This window comes from Variovorax sp. GW821-FHT09D04, assembly GCF_059416405.1.
In genome coordinates this window covers 123,994-143,360 of the sequence record NZ_JBWKPA010000009.1, presented here as the reverse complement: position 1 = coordinate 143,360, position 19,367 = coordinate 123,994, and the positions used below count along the sequence as shown (strand labels likewise).

16 protein-coding genes are annotated in these 19,367 nt (G+C 69.2%); 11 read left to right on the top strand and 5 right to left on the bottom strand.

The features are described from left to right. Positions 1 to 43: 43 nt before the first annotated feature. A complete protein-coding gene (locus AC07O4_RS24615; protein WP_495268709.1) occupies positions 44 to 1,102 on the top strand; it encodes an ROK family protein in 1,059 nt (352 codons plus the stop codon). A 10-nt stretch (positions 1,103 to 1,112) separates the two neighbouring features. Here the strand turns inward: AC07O4_RS24615 and AC07O4_RS24610 are convergent, their stop codons facing one another. The 4 genes from AC07O4_RS24610 to AC07O4_RS24595 form a co-directional block, all read right to left on the bottom strand. Further along, positions 1,113 to 2,876 (bottom strand): Ig-like domain-containing protein, encoded by a 1,764-nt coding sequence (locus tag AC07O4_RS24610; protein WP_495305900.1) that lies wholly within the window; start codon positions 2,874 to 2,876, stop codon positions 1,113 to 1,115. Positions 2,877 to 3,415: 539 nt separating this feature from the next. Then, the gene (locus tag AC07O4_RS24605) at positions 3,416 to 4,795 is read right to left on the bottom strand and encodes a phospholipase D-like domain-containing protein (protein ID WP_095744593.1); all 1,380 of its coding nucleotides are present in this window, start codon (positions 4,793 to 4,795) and stop codon (positions 3,416 to 3,418) included. 25 nt (positions 4,796 to 4,820) lie between these two features. Further along, positions 4,821 to 5,489: a glutathione S-transferase family protein gene (locus AC07O4_RS24600; protein WP_495305899.1), complete on the bottom strand. Its 669-nt coding sequence runs from the start codon at positions 5,487 to 5,489 to the stop codon at positions 4,821 to 4,823. A 27-nt stretch (positions 5,490 to 5,516) separates the two neighbouring features. Continuing rightward, positions 5,517 to 6,638, bottom strand: coding sequence for a 5-methyltetrahydropteroyltriglutamate--homocysteine S-methyltransferase (locus tag AC07O4_RS24595; RefSeq protein WP_062470629.1), 1,122 nt, complete (start codon positions 6,636 to 6,638; stop codon positions 5,517 to 5,519). A 145-nt stretch (positions 6,639 to 6,783) separates the two neighbouring features. Here AC07O4_RS24595 and AC07O4_RS24590 point away from each other — a divergent pair, with 145 nt between their 5' ends. The 10 genes from AC07O4_RS24590 (at position 6,784) to AC07O4_RS24545 (ending at position 16,855) form a co-directional block, all read left to right on the top strand. Continuing rightward, on the top strand, positions 6,784 to 7,893 hold the full coding sequence (locus AC07O4_RS24590) for an aromatic ring-hydroxylating dioxygenase subunit alpha (protein WP_159272602.1): 1,110 nt from the start codon (positions 6,784 to 6,786) through the stop codon (positions 7,891 to 7,893). Continuing rightward, complete coding sequence (locus tag AC07O4_RS24585) at positions 7,893 to 8,666, top strand: GntR family transcriptional regulator (protein ID WP_062470623.1); 774 nt, start codon at positions 7,893 to 7,895, stop codon at positions 8,664 to 8,666. Before AC07O4_RS24590 ends, AC07O4_RS24585 begins: the two co-directional genes overlap by 1 nt. 45 nt (positions 8,667 to 8,711) lie before the next feature. Next, positions 8,712 to 9,701 carry a PDR/VanB family oxidoreductase gene (locus AC07O4_RS24580; protein WP_495268715.1) on the top strand — a complete coding sequence of 330 codons (990 nt, stop codon included), beginning with the start codon at positions 8,712 to 8,714 and terminating at the stop codon, positions 9,699 to 9,701. 155 nt (positions 9,702 to 9,856) lie between these two features. Beyond that, complete coding sequence (locus tag AC07O4_RS24575) at positions 9,857 to 11,041, top strand: ABC transporter substrate-binding protein (protein ID WP_062470617.1); 1,185 nt, start codon at positions 9,857 to 9,859, stop codon at positions 11,039 to 11,041. A gap of 327 nt (positions 11,042 to 11,368) precedes the next feature. Further along, positions 11,369 to 12,241 (top strand): branched-chain amino acid ABC transporter permease, encoded by an 873-nt coding sequence (locus AC07O4_RS24570; RefSeq protein ID WP_056582994.1) that lies wholly within the window; start codon positions 11,369 to 11,371, stop codon positions 12,239 to 12,241. A gap of 1 nt (position 12,242) precedes the next feature. Then, positions 12,243 to 13,229, top strand: a complete 987-nt coding sequence (locus AC07O4_RS24565) for a branched-chain amino acid ABC transporter permease (RefSeq protein ID WP_062470615.1) — start codon at positions 12,243 to 12,245, stop codon at positions 13,227 to 13,229. Then, complete coding sequence (locus AC07O4_RS24560) at positions 13,226 to 13,990, top strand: ABC transporter ATP-binding protein (RefSeq protein WP_095744598.1); 765 nt, start codon at positions 13,226 to 13,228, stop codon at positions 13,988 to 13,990. The genes AC07O4_RS24565 and AC07O4_RS24560 overlap by 4 nt, the downstream gene beginning before the upstream one ends. Continuing rightward, positions 13,983 to 14,690, top strand: a complete 708-nt coding sequence (locus tag AC07O4_RS24555; protein ID WP_492695154.1) for an ABC transporter ATP-binding protein — start codon at positions 13,983 to 13,985, stop codon at positions 14,688 to 14,690. The genes AC07O4_RS24560 and AC07O4_RS24555 overlap by 8 nt, the downstream gene beginning before the upstream one ends. A gap of 38 nt (positions 14,691 to 14,728) precedes the next feature. Beyond that, on the top strand, positions 14,729 to 16,432 hold the full coding sequence (locus AC07O4_RS24550) for a tannase/feruloyl esterase family alpha/beta hydrolase (protein WP_495305898.1): 1,704 nt from the start codon (positions 14,729 to 14,731) through the stop codon (positions 16,430 to 16,432). 123 nt (positions 16,433 to 16,555) lie between these two features. Further along, the gene (locus tag AC07O4_RS24545) at positions 16,556 to 16,855 is read left to right on the top strand and encodes a putative quinol monooxygenase (RefSeq protein ID WP_070059654.1); all 300 of its coding nucleotides are present in this window, start codon (positions 16,556 to 16,558) and stop codon (positions 16,853 to 16,855) included. 9 nt (positions 16,856 to 16,864) lie between these two features. On the opposite strand, the gene AC07O4_RS24540 is transcribed toward AC07O4_RS24545, so the two are convergent. Beyond that, positions 16,865 to 19,237, bottom strand: a complete 2,373-nt coding sequence (locus AC07O4_RS24540) for a TonB-dependent siderophore receptor (RefSeq protein ID WP_495305897.1) — start codon at positions 19,235 to 19,237, stop codon at positions 16,865 to 16,867. Between the last annotated feature and the right edge of the window lie 130 nt (positions 19,238 to 19,367).

Sequence of the window (19,367 nt, the reverse complement as noted above, 5' to 3'; positions counted from 1 at the left end):
AAGCCGATGCGCCCGGGCCGCGCGGCGGCCCATAGTGGCCGTCATGAAAAAAACCAGGCACGCGCCCCCCGGTCCCGACATCCACGGCCTGCGCGAGCTGCCCGGCCTGCGCGTGGACGGCTACAGCCTGCAGCTGCGCGACAAGGACGGCTTCGTCGGCGACCAGGCCAGCCAGACGGCGTTTCGCGAACTGCTCGAGCGCTGGCGCAAGCGGCGCCGCAAGGCCGGCCGCGACCCGCTGGGCGCGGCCCATTCGCGCGACCTGAGCAAGAAGCAGCTCGACCGCGCGCTGCAGGGAAAGACCGCCACGGCCGCCGGCGACGTGATGCACGGCGCCATCGAGGAGTTCGCGCAAGAGCTGGCCTTCGTGGTCCAGCGCTTCGTGCGCCAGCCCTCGTGGCGCAAGGTGCAGCGCATCGTGGTTGGCGGCGGCTTTCCCGAGAGCGACGTGGGCGAGCGCGCGATCCTGGAGGCGGGCGCGATGCTCGAAGACCTGGGCGTGCATGTGCAGCTGGGCCGGCTGTCGCACAACGTGGACGACGGCGGGCTGATCGGCTGGGCGCACCTGACGCCGCCACCGCTGCTGAAGGGGCACGACGCCATCCTGGCCGTGGACATCGGCGGCACCAACGTGCGCTGCGGCATCGTGAAGACGCGCCACCGCAAGGCGCCCGACTTCTCGCGCGCGAAAGTGGTCAAGCGAGAAAAGTGGCGCCACGCCGACGACGGCCCGAACCGCAGCCACATGGTCGAGCGCATCGCCGACATGCTCGAGGACATGGTGATCTACGCCGAGCGCCGCAAGATCCGGCTCGCACCCTTCATCGGCATCGGCTGCCCGGGGCTGATCCGTTCCGACGGCTCGATCGCGCGCGGTGCGCAGAACCTGCCGGGCGACTGGGAGAGCCGGGCCTTCCACCTGCCGGCCGCGCTGTGGCGGCGGCTGCCGATCATCGGCTCGGGCGCGACGCTGGTGCTCATGCACAACGACGCGGTGGTGCAGGGCCTGAGCGAGCTGCCCTTCATGCGCGACGTGCGCCACTGGGGCGTGCTGACCATCGGCACCGGGCTGGGCAACGCCAGCTTCACCAACCGGCGTTGAGCGCTACCTCTTACAGGTCTTCGGGCCGCAACTCCGCGCCGACGCGCGCAGTGGCTGAGGTGGTGGCGACATTGCCCGCCGCATCGGTGGCGCGCAGCTCGATGTTCGCCAGGCCCGCGCGCGCGGGCGTCCAGCTGCAGGCGTAAGGCGCGGCGCGCAGCGCGCAGACGGTTTTGCCATCGACGATGAAGGCCAGCTCGGCCACGCCGGTGTCGTCGCTCGCGCTGGCCGACAGCCGCACCGGCAGGCCGGCGGCCGACGAGGCCATGGGCGGCACGTTCAGCGTGACGGTCGGCGCCGTGGTGTCGGCGGGCGCACGCACGATCACCTGTGCCGACGCGACCTCGGCATTGCCCGCGGCGTCAATGGCGATCACGCGGACGATCTGCACGCCCGGCGCGGTCGGCGTCCAGTGGCAGGTGTAGGGCGGGGCGGTGAAGGTGCAGATCGGCAGGCTGTCGGTACCGATCACCTTCACGCCGAACACGCCGACGTTGTCGACCGCCACGGGCGCCAGCGCCACGGGCTGGCCCACGGTCGCCATCGCGGGGGCGGCCAGGGACACGGCCGGCTTCTGGCTGTCGGGCACGCCCAGCGGCAGGTCGATGGTGAAGGCCGCCTGCCCCTGCACCGCCTTCTGCTCGAAGGCGTCGAAGATGGTGAACCAGGTGGCGCCCGGTGCGCGGCCCGGGGCCTGGGCCTTCACGAGCAACGTGGTCTTGCCGACGGCGAAGCAGCTGAAGCCGCAGCGCCAGTCGAACACGAAGCGGCCTTCGGCATTCGTCGAGCCCTGCGCGATCGGCTCCAGCGGCTTGCCGGCGCCCGGGTCGCGCCACACCGAGACCGGTGCGCCGGCCAGCGCGGCGCCGCTCTCGCGCTCGGTCACGCGCACCTGCGTGGCGGTGGTCGCGGCCATGAACTTCGAGCTGCCGAGCTTGGGCCAGTCGCGCCAGTCGGTGTTGATCTGCGCCTTGCTGCCTTCGGTGAAGCGGATCAGGCCGAGCGTGGCGACGCGGTTGGCGGCCGGGTCGTAGCGCTGCTCGAACACGGTGCCCAGCAACGGGTCGAGGCGCCAGTGCTGGCGTGTCCACCAGTAGCGGTCGGTGTGCTTCACGAGGGCGAGGTCGCTGGCGGGCGCGGTCTCGGTGGTGTCGGCGACGGCGATGGCGTTGTAGTACTCGCCCGAGCCGGCGCCGAACACGTGCTCCAGCTCGTGCAGCAGGGTCTTGAGCTGGCGCCCGAGGTAGTCCTTCTCGGTGGACTCGGGCGCGGCCGGCGTGATGGCGCGCGACAGGCGCAGCGGGTCGTGGATGGCGGTCCAGTTCAGGTTCCAGGTCACGCCGGTGGGTGGGAAGGTGGTGCTGGTGGTCAGGCCGCCGTGGCTGTAGCCGCGCTTCGAGGGGCCGACGCACAGCACGATCTCGCCGCCGGCCACGCCGTTGAAGCCGCAGGGCGGCGCCGCGCCGGGCGCGACGATCTGCAGGTCTTTCGCGGGGTCGAAGGTGAAGCTGCGCACGGTCTCGCGCTGGAACACGGTGTTGAGGTCGGCCACGTACTGCGCGAGCCGGCGGCCGGCCTCGGGCGCGCCGATGTCGGCCGCCAGCTGCGGGTCGATGAAGAAGCGCAGGCGGTGCACGCTCGGCGTGGCGCGGCCGACTTCGTTCAGGGCCGCCCAGGCGGGAGCGGCGGACAACGGCAGCAGCAGGGCCAAAACGACAGGCAAGGCTGCGCCCAGCCGGCGCGCGAGCGCCAGCAGCGAATCAATGAAAGGCATCGATTTTTCTCCCCGTGCTCAGGGGAATCCGGCAGTGATCGACAACAAAGGGGATCGCTTGGGGCCGCGCGAAGGTGTCGCCCGGCGCCCAGCGCTCAAACCCCGCCGCGACCGCCTTTGCCGGTCACGCTCCTGCATCGCATCGAGGTCGCCGAAGGCGATACGCCCTGACGGACGCCGATGCTTCTGAAGTGCGGGGGGACTACTGGTTGCTCATTCAGTGCAGAGGGCGGGCGGACCGCTCATTCCTCCACACGATGTGGCAACAATCAGTGAACCTTTATCTTAATTTCTGGGCTCGTAGGAAGGGAACTGGCCTCGCTGTAGTGGTGCCTGTTATTTGGGCACTTTCTCACGACAACGGCGGTACGAATGGCGCTTCGGTGGGCCCCATGAGGCCGGGCCGGAGCGGGCTGCCCCGCAATGCAGGGGGCTCCGGAAGAACGGTCATCCACCGGAACCGGTGGCGATTCTAGTGTGAATGTTCAATTGGTTGCAATTGTGTTGCATTCGTGCACCTTGGGCGATGCACCGCCCGTCTACAGCTGGAACGCGACGGTCAGCAGCAGCCCTTCGGCCACGTCGCGCAGCAGCCCCGGGCGCCGCGCGCGGTAGGGCTCGCCGGCGGAGGCGGTGGTCTCGATCCATTCGGCCAGCCATTCGATGTCGTCGTGGCCGTAGAACACCACCGCCGCCTCGTGGTTCAGCAGCAGGCTGCGCAGGTCGAGGTTGATCGAGCCGCACATCGCCAGTTCGTCGTCGACCACCACGGCTTTGGCGTGCGCCATGAAGGGCAGCATGCGAAAGCTCACGCCGGCGCGCGCGAGGTCGCGCATGGCGCGTGCGCGCACGAAGTCGGCCAGCCGGTGGTTCGACTGCGCGGGCATCGCGATGGTCACCTGCACGCCGCGCCGCGCGGCGAGGCGCAGCGCATCGCGCAGGCCATCGCCGGGCACGAAGTAGGGCGTGATCGCGAGGATGCGGTGCTCGGCGCGAAAGCAGGCGTCGATGAGCAGCGCATGCGCCGTGTCCTCGGTCTGGTCGGGGCCGCTCGGCAGGAACTGGGCCATCGCGCAGCCGGGCCCCGCGGGCACGTCGGCGGCGGTGATGGCGCGCGCCTTGCGCCCGCGCACCGAGCTCCAGTCGTGGTCGAACTGGCGCGCGGCGGCGGCGGCCACGCTCCCCTGCAGGTCGAAGGACAGGTCGTGCCAGGCTTCGGGGTGCTTGTCGTTGCCGGAGAAGTACTCGCCCGCGAGGTTGCGCCCGCCCGACCACAGCCAGCGGTCGTCGGCGATGGTGAGCTTGCGGTGGTTGCGCAGGTTGCGCGGCCCGATGCGGCGCAGGCTGAAGAAGGGGCGGAACACCGCCACCTCGCCGCCGGCCGCGCGCAGCCGGTCGAAGTGATGGCGCGGCAGCGACAGTGCGCCGAAGCCGTCGAGCAGCACGCGCACCTTGACGCCCTCGCGCGCGCGCTGCGCGAGCCGCGCCAGCACGGCATGGCCGAGCGCGTCGTCGCCGATGATGAAGGTGCACACGTCCAGGCGCTGGCGCGCGCCGTCGATCACCTCGAACAGCGCCTCGCGCGCGGCCTCGCCGTCGGCGTGCATGCGGATCGCGCAGCGCCCGGGCGGCGCCAGGCCGAAGCTCTCGATCAGGTCGGCCGCCCAGTGGCCCGGCGGCAGCGAACGCGGCGGCCGGGGCGCACCGGCCGGGCGCAGCTTGCGCTGGCCGAACAGCAGGTACATCGGCAGGATCACGTACGGCATGAGCACCAGCCCCATGACCCACGCGATGGCGGTGGTGGGGGCGCGCTGCTCGCGGCGCGTGCGCGTGGTCAGCACATAGACCAGCAACGCGAAAGTGACGACAAGAAAATGCTGCGAAGGGGAGGGCAGCCAGTCGAAGAGGGTGTCCGGCATGGGCGGGTGATGCCTCGGTGCCCGCTCAGCGCTGCAGGAAGGCCGGCACGCCGCGCCCTTGCGAAGCCAGGAACCGCATCATCGGATCGACCACCGCGCGCACGGCGGGCCGCGCGCCCACGCGCTCGCGCCAGGCCACGAGGCGCGGCGTGGCGCTGGTCATGCCGGCGCCCTTGCGGTCGGCGAACACATGCGCCATGTAGAAGGCGATGTCGGCGAAGGAGTAAGGGCCGGCCAGGTATTCGCGCGTGGCGAGCAAGCCTTCCATCTCTTCGTAGAAGCGCGCGCAGCCGGCACATGCGGCCACGGCCGGCGCGCTCTGCATGGCGTCCTGCAGGCCGAAGAGCTTGATGACGTTGGGGAAGAACACCTCGTCCGACTTCTGCTCCAGCTGCCGCGCGCGGGCCCGGTCGGCGATGCCTTCGGGCCACAGCGCGGGCTGCGGGTAGCGGTCTTCGAGGTACTCGAAGATCTGCGTCGAGTCGAACAGTGCCACCTCGTCGTCGACCAGCACCGGCACCTGCTGCTTCACCGGGTTCACGCGCAGCACCTCGGGATGCTTGGGCTCGTAGGCGTCGTCGGTGGTGAACGGCACCATGATGAGCTCGAAAGTGATGCCTTTTTCGTACGCGGCGATCTGCACCTTCGCGCCGAACATGCTGAGGGGGCCGGAGTAAATCTGCGTCGTCGTCATGCCCCCGACTTCAACAGAAACGGCGCGTCAGGTCGAGCCCCAGACCTCCTGCGCCGTCTCGACCACGAGCCGCAGCTTGTTGCGCTGCGCTTCGACGGCGATGTTGTTGCCGTGCACCGTGCTGGAGAAGCCGCACTGCGGCGACAGCGCGAGTTGGTCGAGCGAGGCGTACTTGCTGGCGTCCTCGATGCGGCGCTTGAGCTCGTCCTTGTCTTCCATCTCGCCGAACTTGGTGGTCACGAGGCCGAGCACCACCGTCTTGCCCTTGGGCAGGTAGCGCAGCGGCTTGAAGTCGCCCGAGCGGGCGTCGTCGTACTCCATGAAGTAGGCGTCGAGGTCCATCTCCTTCAGGAGCGCCTCGGCCACCGGCTCGTAGTTGCCGGCCGCGGCGTGCGTGCTCTTGAAGTTGCCGCGGCACAGGTGCATGGCCAGCAGCATGCCCGGCGGCTTCTGCGCCACCACCTTGTTGATGAAGGCGGCATAGCGGTGCGGCAGCTCGTTCGGGTCGTCGCCGCGCTTGCGGGCGGCTTCGCGCATGTGCTCGTCGCACAGGTAGGCGAGGTTGGTGTCGTCCATCTGCACGTAGGTGCAGCCGGCCGCGGCCAGCGAGCGCAGCTCGTCGCCATAGGCCTTGGCCACGTCGTCATAGAACACGGGGTCGAGCTCGGGGTACGCGTCCTTGCTGATGCCCGCGCGTCCGCCGCGGAAGTGCAGCATCGTCGGCGAAGGGATGGTCACCTTCGGCGTGCGGCCGGCCGAGACCTGGCTTTTCAGGTACTGGAAGTCGGCGAGCTGGATGTCCTTCACGTGGCGCACCTTGTCGATCACGCGCATCGCGGGCGGCGCCAGTTCCTCGGTGCCGTCGGGGCGGCGGATGGTGACCGGGATGTCGGTCTTCACGCCGCCGAGCTGGTCGAGGAAGTCGATGTGGAAGTAGGTGCGGCGGAACTCGCCGTCGGTGATGCTCTTCAGGCCGATGTCCTCCTGGAAGCGGACGATCTCGGTGATGGCCTTGTCTTCGACCTCGCGCAGTTGCTCGGGCGTGATCTGGCCCTTGGCTTTCTGCTCGCGGGCTTCGAGCAGGTACTGCGGGCGCAGGAAGCTGCCCACGTGGTCGTAGCGGGCGGGCAGGGCGGCATGCTGGGACATGGAATGAACTCCGTCGTGACTGTGAACGAGCGGAATCCTAGCGCCTTCGTGAAAAGCCTGTTTGTATACGTAGACGTCAGTATTTACCCTCGAATAAGGGGTTTCATACTGGAATTTCTCTCTGTTATGTATACATTGCGTATTCATGAAGACGCCCACGACCGCCTTTCCGCTCAACGCCTGGTATGCCGCCGCCTACGACGTCGAAGTGCGTCACGCGCTGCTGCCACGCACCATCTGCAACCAGAAAGTGGTGCTGTTTCGCCGCACCGACGGCCAGGTGGCCGCGCTCGAAGACGCCTGCTGGCACCGGCTGATGCCGCTGTCGCTGGGCCGCCTCGAGGGCGACGAGCTGGTCTGCGGCTACCACGGCCTGGTCTACAACAGCCAGGGCCGCTGCACCCACATGCCGAGCCAGGAAACGCTCAACCCCTCGGCCTGCGTGCGCAGCTTTCCGGTGGTCGAGAAGCACCGCTTCGTGTGGATCTGGCCCGGCGACCCGGCCAAGGCCGACCCGGCGCTGGTGCCCGACATGCACTGGAACGACGACCCGGCCTGGGCCGGCGACGGCAAGATGATCCGCGTCAACTGCGACTACCGCCTCGTGGTCGACAACCTCATGGACCTCACGCACGAGACCTTCGTGCACGGCTCGTCGATCGGCAACCGCGAAGTGGCCGAGGCGCCCTTCGTGGCCACGCACGGCGACCGCTCGGCCACCGTCACGCGCTGGATGGAAAACATCGACGCGCCGCCGTTCTGGGGCAACCAGATCCGCCACGCGCGCGGCTACACGGGCAAGGTCGACCGCTGGCAGATCATCCGTTTCGAAGGTCCGTGCACGGTGAACATCGACGTCGGCGTGGCCGAGGCGGGCAGCGGCGCGGTGCCGTCGAACGACAACGCAGGCGACCGCAGCAAGGGCGTCAACGGTTATGTGCTCAACACCATCACGCCCGAGACCGACAAGACCTGCCTGTACTTCTGGGCCTTCTCGCGCAACTACTGCCTGGGCGAACAGCGCCTCACGCACGAGCTGCGCGAGGGCGTCTCGGGCATCTTCCGCGAGGACGAGATCGTGCTCGAGGCACAGCAGAAAGCCATCGACGAGCACCCCGACCACCAGTTCTACAACCTCAACATCGACGCCGGCTCGATGTGGGCGCGGCGCCTCATCGACCGCATGATCGAGAAGGAGCGGCCCGCGCGCGCCGCGATCCCGATCCGTCCCGTCCCAGAGAGCCAGGCCGCGTGATGAAGGTCGCCACCGTCTCTCCCGCCGAGCCCGGCGACAGCGGCAGTTCGCAGGCCGTGAAGGCGCAGCTGCGGCTGCGCGAAATGATCCTGGCGGGCGAGCTGCCCGGCGGCGCGCGCATTGCCGAGGTCGCCATCTCCGAACAGCTCGGCGTGTCGCGCACGCCGGTGCGCAGCGCGTTGATGCGGCTCGAACAGGAAGGCCTGCTCGAAGCCCTGCCCAACGGCGGCTATGCGGTGCGCACCTTTTCCGAGCGCGACGTGGCCGACGCCATCGAGCTGCGCGGCACGCTCGAAGGCCTGGTGGCGCGGCTGGCGGCCGAGCGTGGCGCGGCGCCCGTGGTGCTGCGCGAAGCGCGCGCCTGCCTCACGCGCATCGACGAACTGCTGCGCGAGCCCGCGCTCGACGACGCGGCCTTCTCGCGCTACGTGACGCACAACGAGAAATTCCACGCGCTGCTGTGCGAGATGGCGGGCAGCCCCGTCATCGCGCAGCAGCTCGAGCGCGTGGTCAACCTGCCGTTCGCCTCGCCCTCGGGCTTCGTCATCGTGCAGGCCAATTCGCCGGCCGCGCGCGACATGCTCGTGATCGCGCAGGACCAGCACCTGCAGGTGCTCGACGCCATCGAGTCCGGCGAGGGCTCGCGCGCCGAGGCGCTGATGCGCGAGCACAGCCGCATCGCGCGGCGCAACCTGCGCGAGGCGCTGCACGGCACGCCGAGCGCCGAACAGCGTCCGCTGCCGGGCGTGCAACTGATCCGCCGTCGCGGCTGATCGACGACTTCTTTTTTTCTTCTCTTTCCCCGCTGGTGTTCCCCGATGAAAAGCGATCTTCAATGGATGCAGGCGCAGGTGGTGGCGCTGCGCGACGTCACGCCCACCGTGCGCGAGTTCACGCTGCGCCCCGACACCGACTTCGTTGCCGCGCATGAGCCCGGCGCCCACCTGCAGGTGCAGGTGATGACCGAGCAGGGCCGCGTGCAGACGCGCTCCTACTCGCTGGTGGGCGAGGGCGACGGCAACTGCTGGCGCATCGCCGTCAAGCGGCTGGACGACGGCCGTGGCGGCTCGCGCGCGATGTGGCGGCTGGCCGAGGGCGACCGGCTGCAGGTGAGCGCGCCGCAGAACCACTTTCCGCTCGACCTCGCGGCGCCCGGCTACCTGCTGGTGGCGGGCGGCATCGGCATCACGCCGCTGGTGTTGATGGCGCAGCGCCTGGGCGCGCTGGCCCGACGCCGCGGCGTGCCGGTGGCCATGCTGTACGGCGCGCGCCATGCGGGCGAGTTCGGCTACCTCGACACCCTGCGCGACGCGCTGGGCGAGGCCGGCGTGCAGGCGCACGAAGGCGCCGCGCCCATCGACTTCGACGCCGCCATCGCCGCGCTGCCGCCCGGCGGCCAGCTCTACACCTGCGGCCCGGTGCCGATGCTCGAAGCCGTCAAGCGCGCCTGGGCCGCGGCCGGCCGGCCGCTCGCCGACCTGCGCTTCGAGACCTTCGGCAGCAGCGGGCGCCTCGCCACGCAGGCCTTCACCGTGCGCATTCCGCGCCACGACCTGTCGATCACCGTGCCGGCCGACTGCACCCTGCTCGACGCGCTCGACGCGGCCGGCGTGCAGACCCTGTCGGACTGCAAGCGCGGCGAGTGCGGCCTGTGCGCCATGGACGTGCTGGCCGTGGACGGCGAAGTCGACCACCGCGACGTGTTCCTGAGCCCGCACGAGAAGCAGGCCACCACGCGCATCTGCGCCTGCGTGTCACGCGCCGTGGGTACGCTCACGCTCGATTCCGCGTACCGCCCCGACCGTTGAAAACATCGGTTGCGCGATCATCGCGCAACCATTCGACTGATCGCGCAACAAAGTCCCGTGCGGCGGGTGGGTAGGTGGTTGCCTGCTCCGTCAATTGTTGCGAATTGTTCAAAATACGCCCGGTTTCGCGTTCCGTCCCTCAAAGGAAAAATTCCATGCAAAGACGCCATCTCATCCAGACCGCCGGCCTTTCGGCGATTGCGCTCGCCACCGCGCTGTCGCTGCCTGTGGCCAGCGCCCAGGACAACAAGTTCAAGATCGGCCTGATCCTGCCGATGACGGGGCAGTCGGCCTCCACCGGCCGCCAGATCGAGGCCGCCGCGCGCCTGTACATGGCACAGAACGGCGACACCGTGGCCGGCAAGAAGGTCGAGCTGATCGTGAAGGACGACACCGGCCTGCCCGACGTGACCAAGCGCCTGGCGCAGGAGCTCATCGTCAACGACAAGGTCAACGTGATCGCCGGCTTCGGCATCACCCCCGCCGCGCTGGCCGCCGCGCCGCTGGCCACGCAGTCGAAGACGCCGCAGGTCGTGATGGCCGCCGCCACCTCGAGCATCACCGAGGCCTCGCCCTACATCGTGCGCAGCAGCTTCACGCTGCCGCAGGTGTCGGTGGTGATGGGCGACTGGGCGCCCAAGAACGGCGTGAAGTCGGTGGTCACGCTGGTCACCGACTACGGCCCGGGCAACGACGCCGAGAAGTTCTTCAGCGACCGCTTCCAGCTCAACGGCGGCAAGGTGCTCGAGAAGCTGCGCGTGCCGCTGCGCAACCCCGACTTCGCGCCGTTCCTGCAGAAGGTGCGCGACGCCAAGCCCGACGCGCTGTTCGTCTTCGTGCCCTCGGGCGCGGGCGCGGCGGTGATGAAGCAGTTCCTGGAGCGCGGCATGGACAAGGCCGGCATCAAGATGATCGCCACCGGCGACGTGACGGATGACGATCAACTGAACGACATGGGCGACGGCGCGCTGGGCGTGGTCACCTCGCACCACTACTCGGCCGCGCACCCTTCGGCGCTGAACAAGAAGTTCGTCGAGGCCTTCCAGAAAGCCAACCCCAAGATGCGCCCCAACTTCATGGCCGTGGGCGGCTATGACGGCATGCGCGTGATCTACGAAGCCCTCAAGACCACCAAGGGCCAGGGCGGCGGCGAAGCGCTGCTGGCGGCCATGAAGGGCCAAGTCTTCGAAAGCCCGCGCGGCCAGGTGCTGATCGATGCGCAGACGCGCGACATCGTGCAGGACGTGTACCTGCGCAAGGTTGAAAAGAAGGACGGGCAGCTCTACAACGTCGAGTTCGACGTGCTCAAGGGCGTGAAGGACCCGGGTAAAGCCAAGTAATTTCGCTTCGCCGGTGGGAACGTTGCCGTTCAGGGCGGCGCTCCCGCCGACGGGGTGCCTTGCTCCGCGAATGTCCCCCGCCCTTCGGGCTCCTCCTTGATTTCGCTGCGCAAGGCACCCCATCGACGTGAGCGGGTTCAGAGCGGTTGTTGATCGGCCGCGCACCACCGCCGCGTCCCGTGCGCAGGACACTGGGTGCTTCCCGCAGCGAAATCAAGGAGGAGGGCGAAGCCCGGGGGACATTCGCGGAGGGAAGTATCCGGTGGCCTGTGCACGTACCCCGAATAGCAGCATCCTGAACGACCGCACCAGACCCAGACAACCGACATGCTGACCATTCTTTTCGACGGCATCGCCTACGGCATGCTGCTCTTCGTCCTCGCCGTGGGGCTGGCCGTGACGCTCGGGCTGATGAACTTCATCAACCTCGCGCACGGTGCCTTCGCCATGGCGGGCGGCTATCTCACCGTGTTCGCGATGCAGAAGTTCGGCGTGCCGTTCCTGGCCTGCCTGCCGCTCGCGTTCATCGTCGTCGCGCTGGCTGGCGCGCTGCTGGAGCGCACGCTCTACCGGCCGATGTACGGCAAACCGCACCTGGACCAGGTGCTGTTCTCCATCGGGCTGGCGTTCATGGCCGTCGCGGCCGTCGACTACTTCGTCGGCTCGTCGCAGCAGAACCTGCAGCTGCCCGAGTGGCTGCGCGGGCGCAGCGAATTCGGCGACGGCGCGTTCCTGCTGGGCATGGGCCACTACCGCATCTTCATCATCGCCGTGTGCGCCGTGCTCACCGTGGTGCTGCAGCTCATCCTCTCGAAGACCCGCTTCGGCAGCCGCCTGCGCGCCGCCGTCGACGACCCGCGCGTGGCCGCCGGGCTGGGCATCAACGTCAACATCGTGTTCCTGCTGACCTTCGCCGTGGGCTCGGGCCTGGCCGGGCTGGGTGGCGCGCTGGGCGCGGAAATCCTCGGGCTCGACCCGACCTTCCCGCTCAAGTACATGATCTATTTCCTCATCGTCGTCTCGGTCGGCGGCACCTCGTCGATCACCGGGCCGCTCGCCGCCGCGCTGCTGCTCGGCATTGCCGACGTGGCCGGCAAGTACTTCATTCCGAAGATGGGCGCGTTCACCGTCTACCTGCTCATGATCCTGATCCTCATGTGGCGGCCCCAGGGCCTGTTCACGCGCAAGGGAGGCCGCTGACATGAGCGCGCCTGCCTATGAATCGGCCCTGCTGCGCACCGCGCGCTGGCGCCCCTGGGAGTTCGTGGTCTGGGCCGTGGCCTTCGCGCTGCCGCTGGCCATGCCCTCGCACTCGCTGCTGGTCAACGAGATCGCCATCGTCGCGCTGTTCGCGATGTCGCTCGACCTCATCCTCGGCTACACCGGCATCGTGTCGCTCGGCCATGCCGCCTTCTTCGGCTTCGGTGCGTACGCCGCCGCGCTGTTCGCCAAGCTCGTCATGCCCGACCCGACCGTCGGCCTCGTGTTCGCCACCGTGCTGTCGGCCGTGCTGGGCCTCGTGGCCAGCGTGACCATCCTGCGCGGCAGCGACCTCACGCGGCTCATGGTCACGCTGGGCACCGCGCTGCTGCTGCTCGAACTGGCCAACAAGCTCGACTGGCTCACCGGCGGCGCCGACGGCCTGCAGGGCGTGGTCATGGGGCCGGTGCTCGGCCTCTTCGAATTCGACCTGTATGGCCGCACGGCCGCCTGGTACTCGCTGGCCGTGATGCTGGTGCTGTTCCTCGTGATGCGCCGCATCGTGCATTCGCCCTTCGGCGCCACGCTCAAGGCCATCCGCGACAACCGGCTGCGCGCCATGGCCATCGGCATCCCGGTGGTGTCGCGGCTCGCCGTGGTCTACACCGTGGCCGCCGGCATCGCGGGCGCCGCGGGCGCGCTGCTGGCGCAGACCACCGGCTTCGCCTCGCTCGACGTGCTGGCCTTCGACCGCTCGGCCGACGTGCTGCTGATGCTGGTCATCGGCGGCGTGGGCTGGCTCTATGGCGGCGTGGCCGGCGCCATCGTCTTCAAGCTGCTGCAGACCTGGCTGTCGTCGGTGACGCCGCAGTACTGGATGTTCTGGATCGGCCTGATCCTCGTGCTGCTGGTGCTCGTGGGGCGCGACCGCCTGCTCAAGCCGTGGACCTGGTTCGGCGCTGCAAAGAAGAAGGGCGGTGCGGCATGACCACCGACACCGTGCTCTCGACCCAAGGCCTCGTGATGCGCTTCGGCGGCATCACCGCCACGAACAACGTCACGATGGAACTCAAGCGCGGCGCGCGCCATGCGCTCATCGGCCCGAACGGCGCCGGCAAGACCACGCTGATCAACCTGCTGACGGGCGTGCTCACGCCCACCGAAGGCCGCATCTCGCTGCTCGGCGAAGACATCACCACGCTCGCGCCGCACAAGCGCGTGGCGCGCGGGCTGGTGCGCACCTTCCAGATCAACCAGCTCTTCGACTCGATGACGCCGCTGGAAACGCTGGCGCTCGTGGTGTCGCAGCACCAGGGCATCGGCGCGCAATGGTGGCGCCCGCTGGGTGCGGACAAGCGCATCGCCGAGCGGGCCGGGCAGCTGCTGGAGCAGTTCCACCTCGCCGACGTCGCGCAGCAGCAGACGAAGTTCATGGCCTACGGCAAGCGCCGCCTGCTGGAGATCGCGATCGCACTGGCCTGCGAGCCGCGCGTGCTGCTGCTCGACGAGCCCGTGGCGGGCGTGCCCGCCGGCGAGCGCGAAGAGCTGCTGCAGACCGTGGCCGCGCTGCCGGCCGACGTGTCGGTGCTGCTCATCGAGCACGACATGGACCTGGTGTTCAGCTTCGCCGACCGCATGACCGTGCTGGTCAACGGCGCGCTGCTGACCGAAGGCGACCCCGAGACGATCGCCAATGACCCGAAGGTCAAAGAGGTCTACCTGGGCCACGGAGAACATGCCCATGTCTGAACTGCTGCGCATCGAAAACCTGAGCGCCGGCTACGGCGAGGCCGTGGTGCTGCACGACGTGGCCTTCACGCTCGGCGAGGGCCAGACGCTCGCGCTGCTGGGCCGCAACGGCACCGGCAAGACCACGCTCATCAACACGCTGGCCGGCGCCACGCGCCAGCACGGCGGCACCATCGCGCTCGGCGGGCAGTCGGCGCTGCACAAGCTGCAGCCGCACCAGCGCGCGGCGGCCGGCATCGGCTGGGTGCCGCAGGAGCGCAACATCTTCAAGTCGCTCACGGTGCACGAGAACCTGACGGCCGTGGAGCGCCCGGGCCAGTGGAACCCGCAGCGCGTCTACGAGATGTTCCCGCGCCTGGCCGAGCGCAAGACCAACCTGGGCACGCAGCTGTCGGGCGGCGAGCAGCAGATGCTGGCCGTGGGCCGCGCGCTGGTGCTCAACCCCAAGCTGCTGCTGCTCGACGAGCCGCTCGAAGGCCTCGCACCGATCATCGTGGAAGAGCTGCTGCGCGCCATCCGCCGCATCACGCAGGGCGAAGGGCTGGCCGCGATCATCGTGGAGCAGCACCCGCAGGCGATCCTCGCGATTTCCGACCAGGCCGTGGTGCTCGACCACGGGACCATCGTGCATGCCGACACCGCGGCGGCGCTGCGCGCGCAGCCGGAAGTGCTCGACCGGCTGCTGGGCGTGGCGCGGTAGCGGCGGCCGATCACACAAAACAACCAGGAGACAGACAGATGGCGATCCCCCAGACAGTGTTCAGCGGGGGCGCCATGCTGGCGACCGCCGCCTTGCTCGCCGCATGCGGCACGGCGCCGACCGGCCCCACACGCCTGGGCCTCGGCGCCGATCCGGCCCCCGCCTGCGCGGCGCTCACCGCGCCGGTGGCGGCCACCGCGATCGGCCTGCCCAGCGGCGCGGCGACGATCGATTCGGCAGCGCTCGTGCCGGCGTCTGCACTGGGCGTGGCCGAGCGCGGCCCCAGCCCCGCGTCGCGCATCACGCCGGCGATGCCTGCGTACTGCAAGGTGCTCGGGCGCATCGCACCGGTCGACGCGAGCGCGCCGCCGATCCTGTTCCAGGTCAACCTGCCGCTCGCATGGAACGGGCGCAGCGTGCAGTACGGCGGCGGAGGCTTCAACGGCACGCTGATCACCGGCCTGGCGCTGGTGCCTGCCGCGCGCTTCGACCTGCCCACGCCGCTCGCGCAGGGCTACGTGACCTACGGCACCGACTCCGGTCACCAGAACGTGCAGGGCCAGCCGCCGCAGGCCTTCGCGCTCAACGACGAGGCGCTCGTGAACTTCGCGCATGCCTCGTACAAGAAGGTGCGCGACGTGGCGGTGGCGCTGACGCAGCGCGCCTACGGCCACGCGCCGCAGAAGCTCTACTTCATGGGCAGCTCCGAAGGCGGGCGCGAGGCGCTCACGATGGCGCAGCGCTATCCGCAAGATTTCGACGGCATCTTCAGCCGCGTGCCGGTGATCAACTGGACCGGTCTGCAGCATGCGGGCACGCGCAACGGCATCGCCACCTTCGGCGAAGGCTGGCTGCGGCCCGCGCAGGTGCAGCTGGTGCACAACGCGGTGCTCGCGTCATGCGATGCGGCCGATGGCGTGGCCGACCGCATCGTGTCGAACCCGGTGGCCTGCCTGCAGCGCTTCGACCCGGCCACCTTGCGCTGCGCATCGGGCACGAGCGGCGACAACTGCCTCAACGACGCGCAGGTGCAGGCGGTGCGCACGCTGCGCTCGCCGTGGCGCTCGCCCGTGCCGCTGGCGCATGGCGTCACCGACTACCCGGGCTGGGGCATCGGCGGCGAAGGCACGCCGGCCTTCGCGTCGATGGGCGGATGGAACGCCTGGTGGACTGGCACCGCTGCACCGACCGTGCCGCCGGAGCCGAGCAACGGCATCGCGTGGTTCTACGGCAGCGGGGCGCTGCAGTATTTCTATGCGCGCAATCCGTCGCTCGACGTGCGCAACTACCGCGCCGAAGACTTCGCCGCGCGCATCGCCACCGTGTCGCAGCTGATGGACTCGACCAACCCCGACCTGAGCGCCTTCCATGCGCGCGGCGGCAAGCTGCTGATGCTGGAGCACATGGCCGACTACGCGCAGAGCCCGTTCGCGGGCATCCGCTATTACGAGTCGGTGGTGGCACGCATGGGCCGCGAGAACGTGGACCGCTTCATGCGCCTGTACACCGCGCCCGGTGTGGACCATGTGGGCAGCGGCGCACCGGCCAACGTCGACATGCTCGGCGCGCTGGCCGACTGGGTCGAGCGTGGGCGTGCGCCGTCGGGGCTGCAGCTGCTTGAACAAGAAGTGCAGCCGCCGTTCAAGACGACCCGTGCGCGTCCGCTGTGCGAGTGGCCGCTGTGGCCGCGTTATGTGAGTGGGGATGCGTCGCAGGCTGCGAGCTTCCAGTGCAGCCGGTAGCGTTCGCTTGAAGAGGCCGCGATCTTCAAGGGGCGGTTGAAGGAGTTTCGGGGCGAGGGGGCTTTTTCATGTGCGGGTGTCACCGCAGACTGCAGGCATCCGAACTCCACAACGCACCGACCCATGAGCACCACGCCCCTCATCAGCATCGCCGTCCTGAAGGCCAAGACCGGCCAGCGCGAGGCGCTGCGCGACGCCTTGAGCGCGCTGGTGGCGCCCACGCGGCAGGAGCCCGGCTGCCTCGACTACACCTTGTTCGAACTGCGCGACGAGCCCGGCAGCTTCTACATGCGTGAGTCGTTCCAGGACCAGGCCGCGCTGGACGCGCACTTCGCCACGCCGTATTTCCAGGCCTTCGAAAAGCGGTTCGACGCGCTGCTGGACGCGCCGATCCGGCTGGTGTTCCTGGAGAAGGTCGCCTAGGCGCCGGCCTCAGAACTGGTACTTCGCGCTCGCGACCACCGCGCGGTCGCTGCCGGGGTAGTACTTGCTGTACGCGCGCGATGCGGCGTACTGGCGGTTGGCCAGGTTCGTGGCGCTCAAGGCGAAGCGCCAGGGCCCGCGCTTGTAGTGCACCGTCGCGTCGAGCAGCGCGACGCCGCCTTCGGACGAGGTGTTGCCCACGTCGTTCCAGCGCTTGCCGATGTAGCGCACGCCGCCGCCGAAGCCGAAGCCGTTGCCCATCGTGTAGTCGAGCCAGAGCGAGGCCGTGTTGCGGGGCACCTGGATCGGCGTCTTGCCGCGCTCGGTCTCGTTGGCGCTTTCGCGCACCTGGGTGTCGAGCCAGGTGTAGGAGGCCGTGAGGTTCAGGTCGCGCGCCAGCTCGGCCTTGGCTTCGAGTTCGAGCCCGCGCGAGCGGATGCGGCCGATCTGGCGCGCCTCGAAGGTGTTCTGGTCGTAGGTCACCACGTTGGATTTGCGCAGGTCGAACACGGCCGCGGTGAACAGCGCGCGCGTGCCCTCGGGCTGGAACTTGACGCCGGCCTCCACCTGCTTGCCGCGGCTCGGCCGGAACGGCGTGCTGTTCAGGTCGACGCCGCTGGTCGGCATGAAGGATTCGGCGTAGCTGAGGTAGGGCGCCCAGCCGTTGCCGACGAGGTAGCTCAGGGCCGCACGGCCGCTGAACTTGTCGTCGGTCTGTGTCGTGCGCTCGCCTTTCAGCCGATCGTAGGTGGCGGACTTGACGTGGTCCTGCCGTCCACCGAGCGTGAGCAGCCAGTGGGGGCCGAACTTGATCTGGTCCTGTGCGTACACGCCGAGCTGCTCGGTGGTCTGCGTGAAGTTGCTGTCGGGCCGGAACGGTTCCGCCACCGGCAGGCCGTTGACGGGAAAGCGCAGATCCAGGCTCGGCGCCGGCCCGGAGAACTGCTTGGCCGTGTACCGGACGCGCGACCAGTCGACGCCGAACAGCAGCGTGTGCTCGACGTCGCCGGTGCGGACGCGGCCCTGCAGCTGCGTGTCGGCGGTCCATTGGTTGACCCACTCGGGGGCGAAGCGCGCGGTTCGCCGCAGCGTGTAGCCGTCGGGCGCGAGGTTGACGACCACGTGGTGCTTGTCGGTGTCGAAGCTGAAGTAGCGCGTGTTCTGGCGCACCGTCCAGTCGTCGTTGATGTGGTGTTCGAACAGGTAGCCGAGCGACGATTGCTGCTGCTTGATCCGGCTGTAGTTCGGTTCGCCCTGGATGAGCCCGGTGTCGCGTCCCTTCGCGTCGGTCACGTTGAAGGTGTCGTCGCTGGCATCGCTCTTCAGGAATTCGCCGAGCAGGGTGAACGAGGTGGCGGCCGACGGCTGCCAGCGCAGCGAAGGCGCGAGGTAGCTGCGCTTCACTTCGGCGGGGGCGCCGTTGGGATAGCGCTGCTGGCTGTTGCTGTCCAGCTCGACGCCCACGAGGCGGTAGCTCAGCGTGTCGCTCAGGGCGCCGCCCAGGTCCACGGCCAGCTGCTTGCGCTGGAAGCTGCCGTACTGCACTTCGATCTCGCGCGTGGGCGTGCTGCTCGGCATCTTGCTGACGCGGTTGACGATGCCGCCTGCATCGCCCAGACCGAACATCACCGACGACGGGCCGCGCAGCACCTCGACGCGCTCGACGCCGTAGGGCTCGGTCAGCGAGTAGGCCGGCAGCAGCAGGCCGTCGCGGTACATGGCGTTGCCTGCGGTGGCGTCGAAGCCGCGCAGCAGCAGCCAGTCGATGCCGCGTGCGTCGTAGCCCCAGTTGCCGGCAACCACGCCGGGGGCGTAGCGCACGGCTTCCATCACGGTCTGCACGCCGCGCGCTTCGAGTTCTTCGCGGCCGATGACGGAGATCGACTGCGGCACTTCGAGGATCGGCGTGTCGGTCTTGGTGGCGCTCTGGCTGCGCCGGGCGACATAGCCCGGCACCGGGCCTAGGCTGGTTTCGAGTTCGGCGGTGGCGCTCACGGTCACGGCCGGCAAGGTGGCGCCGGCGGCGCTTGGCGCTTTCTCGATCACCAGCGTGCTGCCCGCTACGCGGCCGGCCAGCCCGCTGCCCTGGAGCAGTTGCGCGGCGGCGGCCTGCACGCTGAGGCTGGCCTGCACCGGGCGGCCCTGCAGGCCCTGCAGCAGACCCGGCGCCGCCAGCAGCTGCACGCCGGCCTGGCGCGCAAGCTGGTTCAGCGCCTGGTCCAGCGGCTGGGCGGGGATCGAGAAGGCGATGGCTGCGCCGGCGGCAGGCGGTGTCGCGCTCTGGGCCCAGGCGGTCTGGCTGGCTTGAGCGACCAGGCACAGCACGGCTGCCGCGATCAGGTGGCGCCGGCCGGCGGGGAGAAGAAGGTGGCGGGAGGGCATGCGGTTCTCTCGGTTCAGGTCGGGGTCATGAAAATTCCGGGACGTCCGCAGGGCGGTTGTTCCGGGCTCCATGGACTGATACGACCGAGCGAGCGCAATCCCTCATGCAGATCGCAAGAAAGACAAGGCA

Coding starts and splice junctions, on each gene's coding strand:
- AC07O4_RS24555 (WP_492695154.1), top strand. CDS start 13,983: ATGTCTGAACTGCTGCGCATCGAAAACCTGAGCGCCGGCTACGGCGAG.
- AC07O4_RS24610 (WP_495305900.1), bottom strand. CDS start 2,876: ATGCCTTTCATTGATTCGCTGCTGGCGCTCGCGCGCCGGCTGGGCGCA.
- AC07O4_RS24565 (WP_062470615.1), top strand. CDS start 12,243: ATGAGCGCGCCTGCCTATGAATCGGCCCTGCTGCGCACCGCGCGCTGG.
- AC07O4_RS24545 (WP_070059654.1), top strand. CDS start 16,556: ATGAGCACCACGCCCCTCATCAGCATCGCCGTCCTGAAGGCCAAGACC.
- AC07O4_RS24590 (WP_159272602.1), top strand. CDS start 6,784: ATGAAGACGCCCACGACCGCCTTTCCGCTCAACGCCTGGTATGCCGCC.
- AC07O4_RS24615 (WP_495268709.1), top strand. CDS start 44: ATGAAAAAAACCAGGCACGCGCCCCCCGGTCCCGACATCCACGGCCTG.
- AC07O4_RS24575 (WP_062470617.1), top strand. CDS start 9,857: ATGCAAAGACGCCATCTCATCCAGACCGCCGGCCTTTCGGCGATTGCG.
- AC07O4_RS24540 (WP_495305897.1), bottom strand. CDS start 19,237: ATGCCCTCCCGCCACCTTCTTCTCCCCGCCGGCCGGCGCCACCTGATC.
- AC07O4_RS24550 (WP_495305898.1), top strand. CDS start 14,729: ATGGCGATCCCCCAGACAGTGTTCAGCGGGGGCGCCATGCTGGCGACC.
- AC07O4_RS24560 (WP_095744598.1), top strand. CDS start 13,226: ATGACCACCGACACCGTGCTCTCGACCCAAGGCCTCGTGATGCGCTTC.
- AC07O4_RS24600 (WP_495305899.1), bottom strand. CDS start 5,489: ATGACGACGACGCAGATTTACTCCGGCCCCCTCAGCATGTTCGGCGCG.
- AC07O4_RS24595 (WP_062470629.1), bottom strand. CDS start 6,638: ATGTCCCAGCATGCCGCCCTGCCCGCCCGCTACGACCACGTGGGCAGC.
- AC07O4_RS24605 (WP_095744593.1), bottom strand. CDS start 4,795: ATGCCGGACACCCTCTTCGACTGGCTGCCCTCCCCTTCGCAGCATTTT.
- AC07O4_RS24580 (WP_495268715.1), top strand. CDS start 8,712: ATGAAAAGCGATCTTCAATGGATGCAGGCGCAGGTGGTGGCGCTGCGC.
- AC07O4_RS24570 (WP_056582994.1), top strand. CDS start 11,369: ATGCTGACCATTCTTTTCGACGGCATCGCCTACGGCATGCTGCTCTTC.
- AC07O4_RS24585 (WP_062470623.1), top strand. CDS start 7,893: ATGAAGGTCGCCACCGTCTCTCCCGCCGAGCCCGGCGACAGCGGCAGT.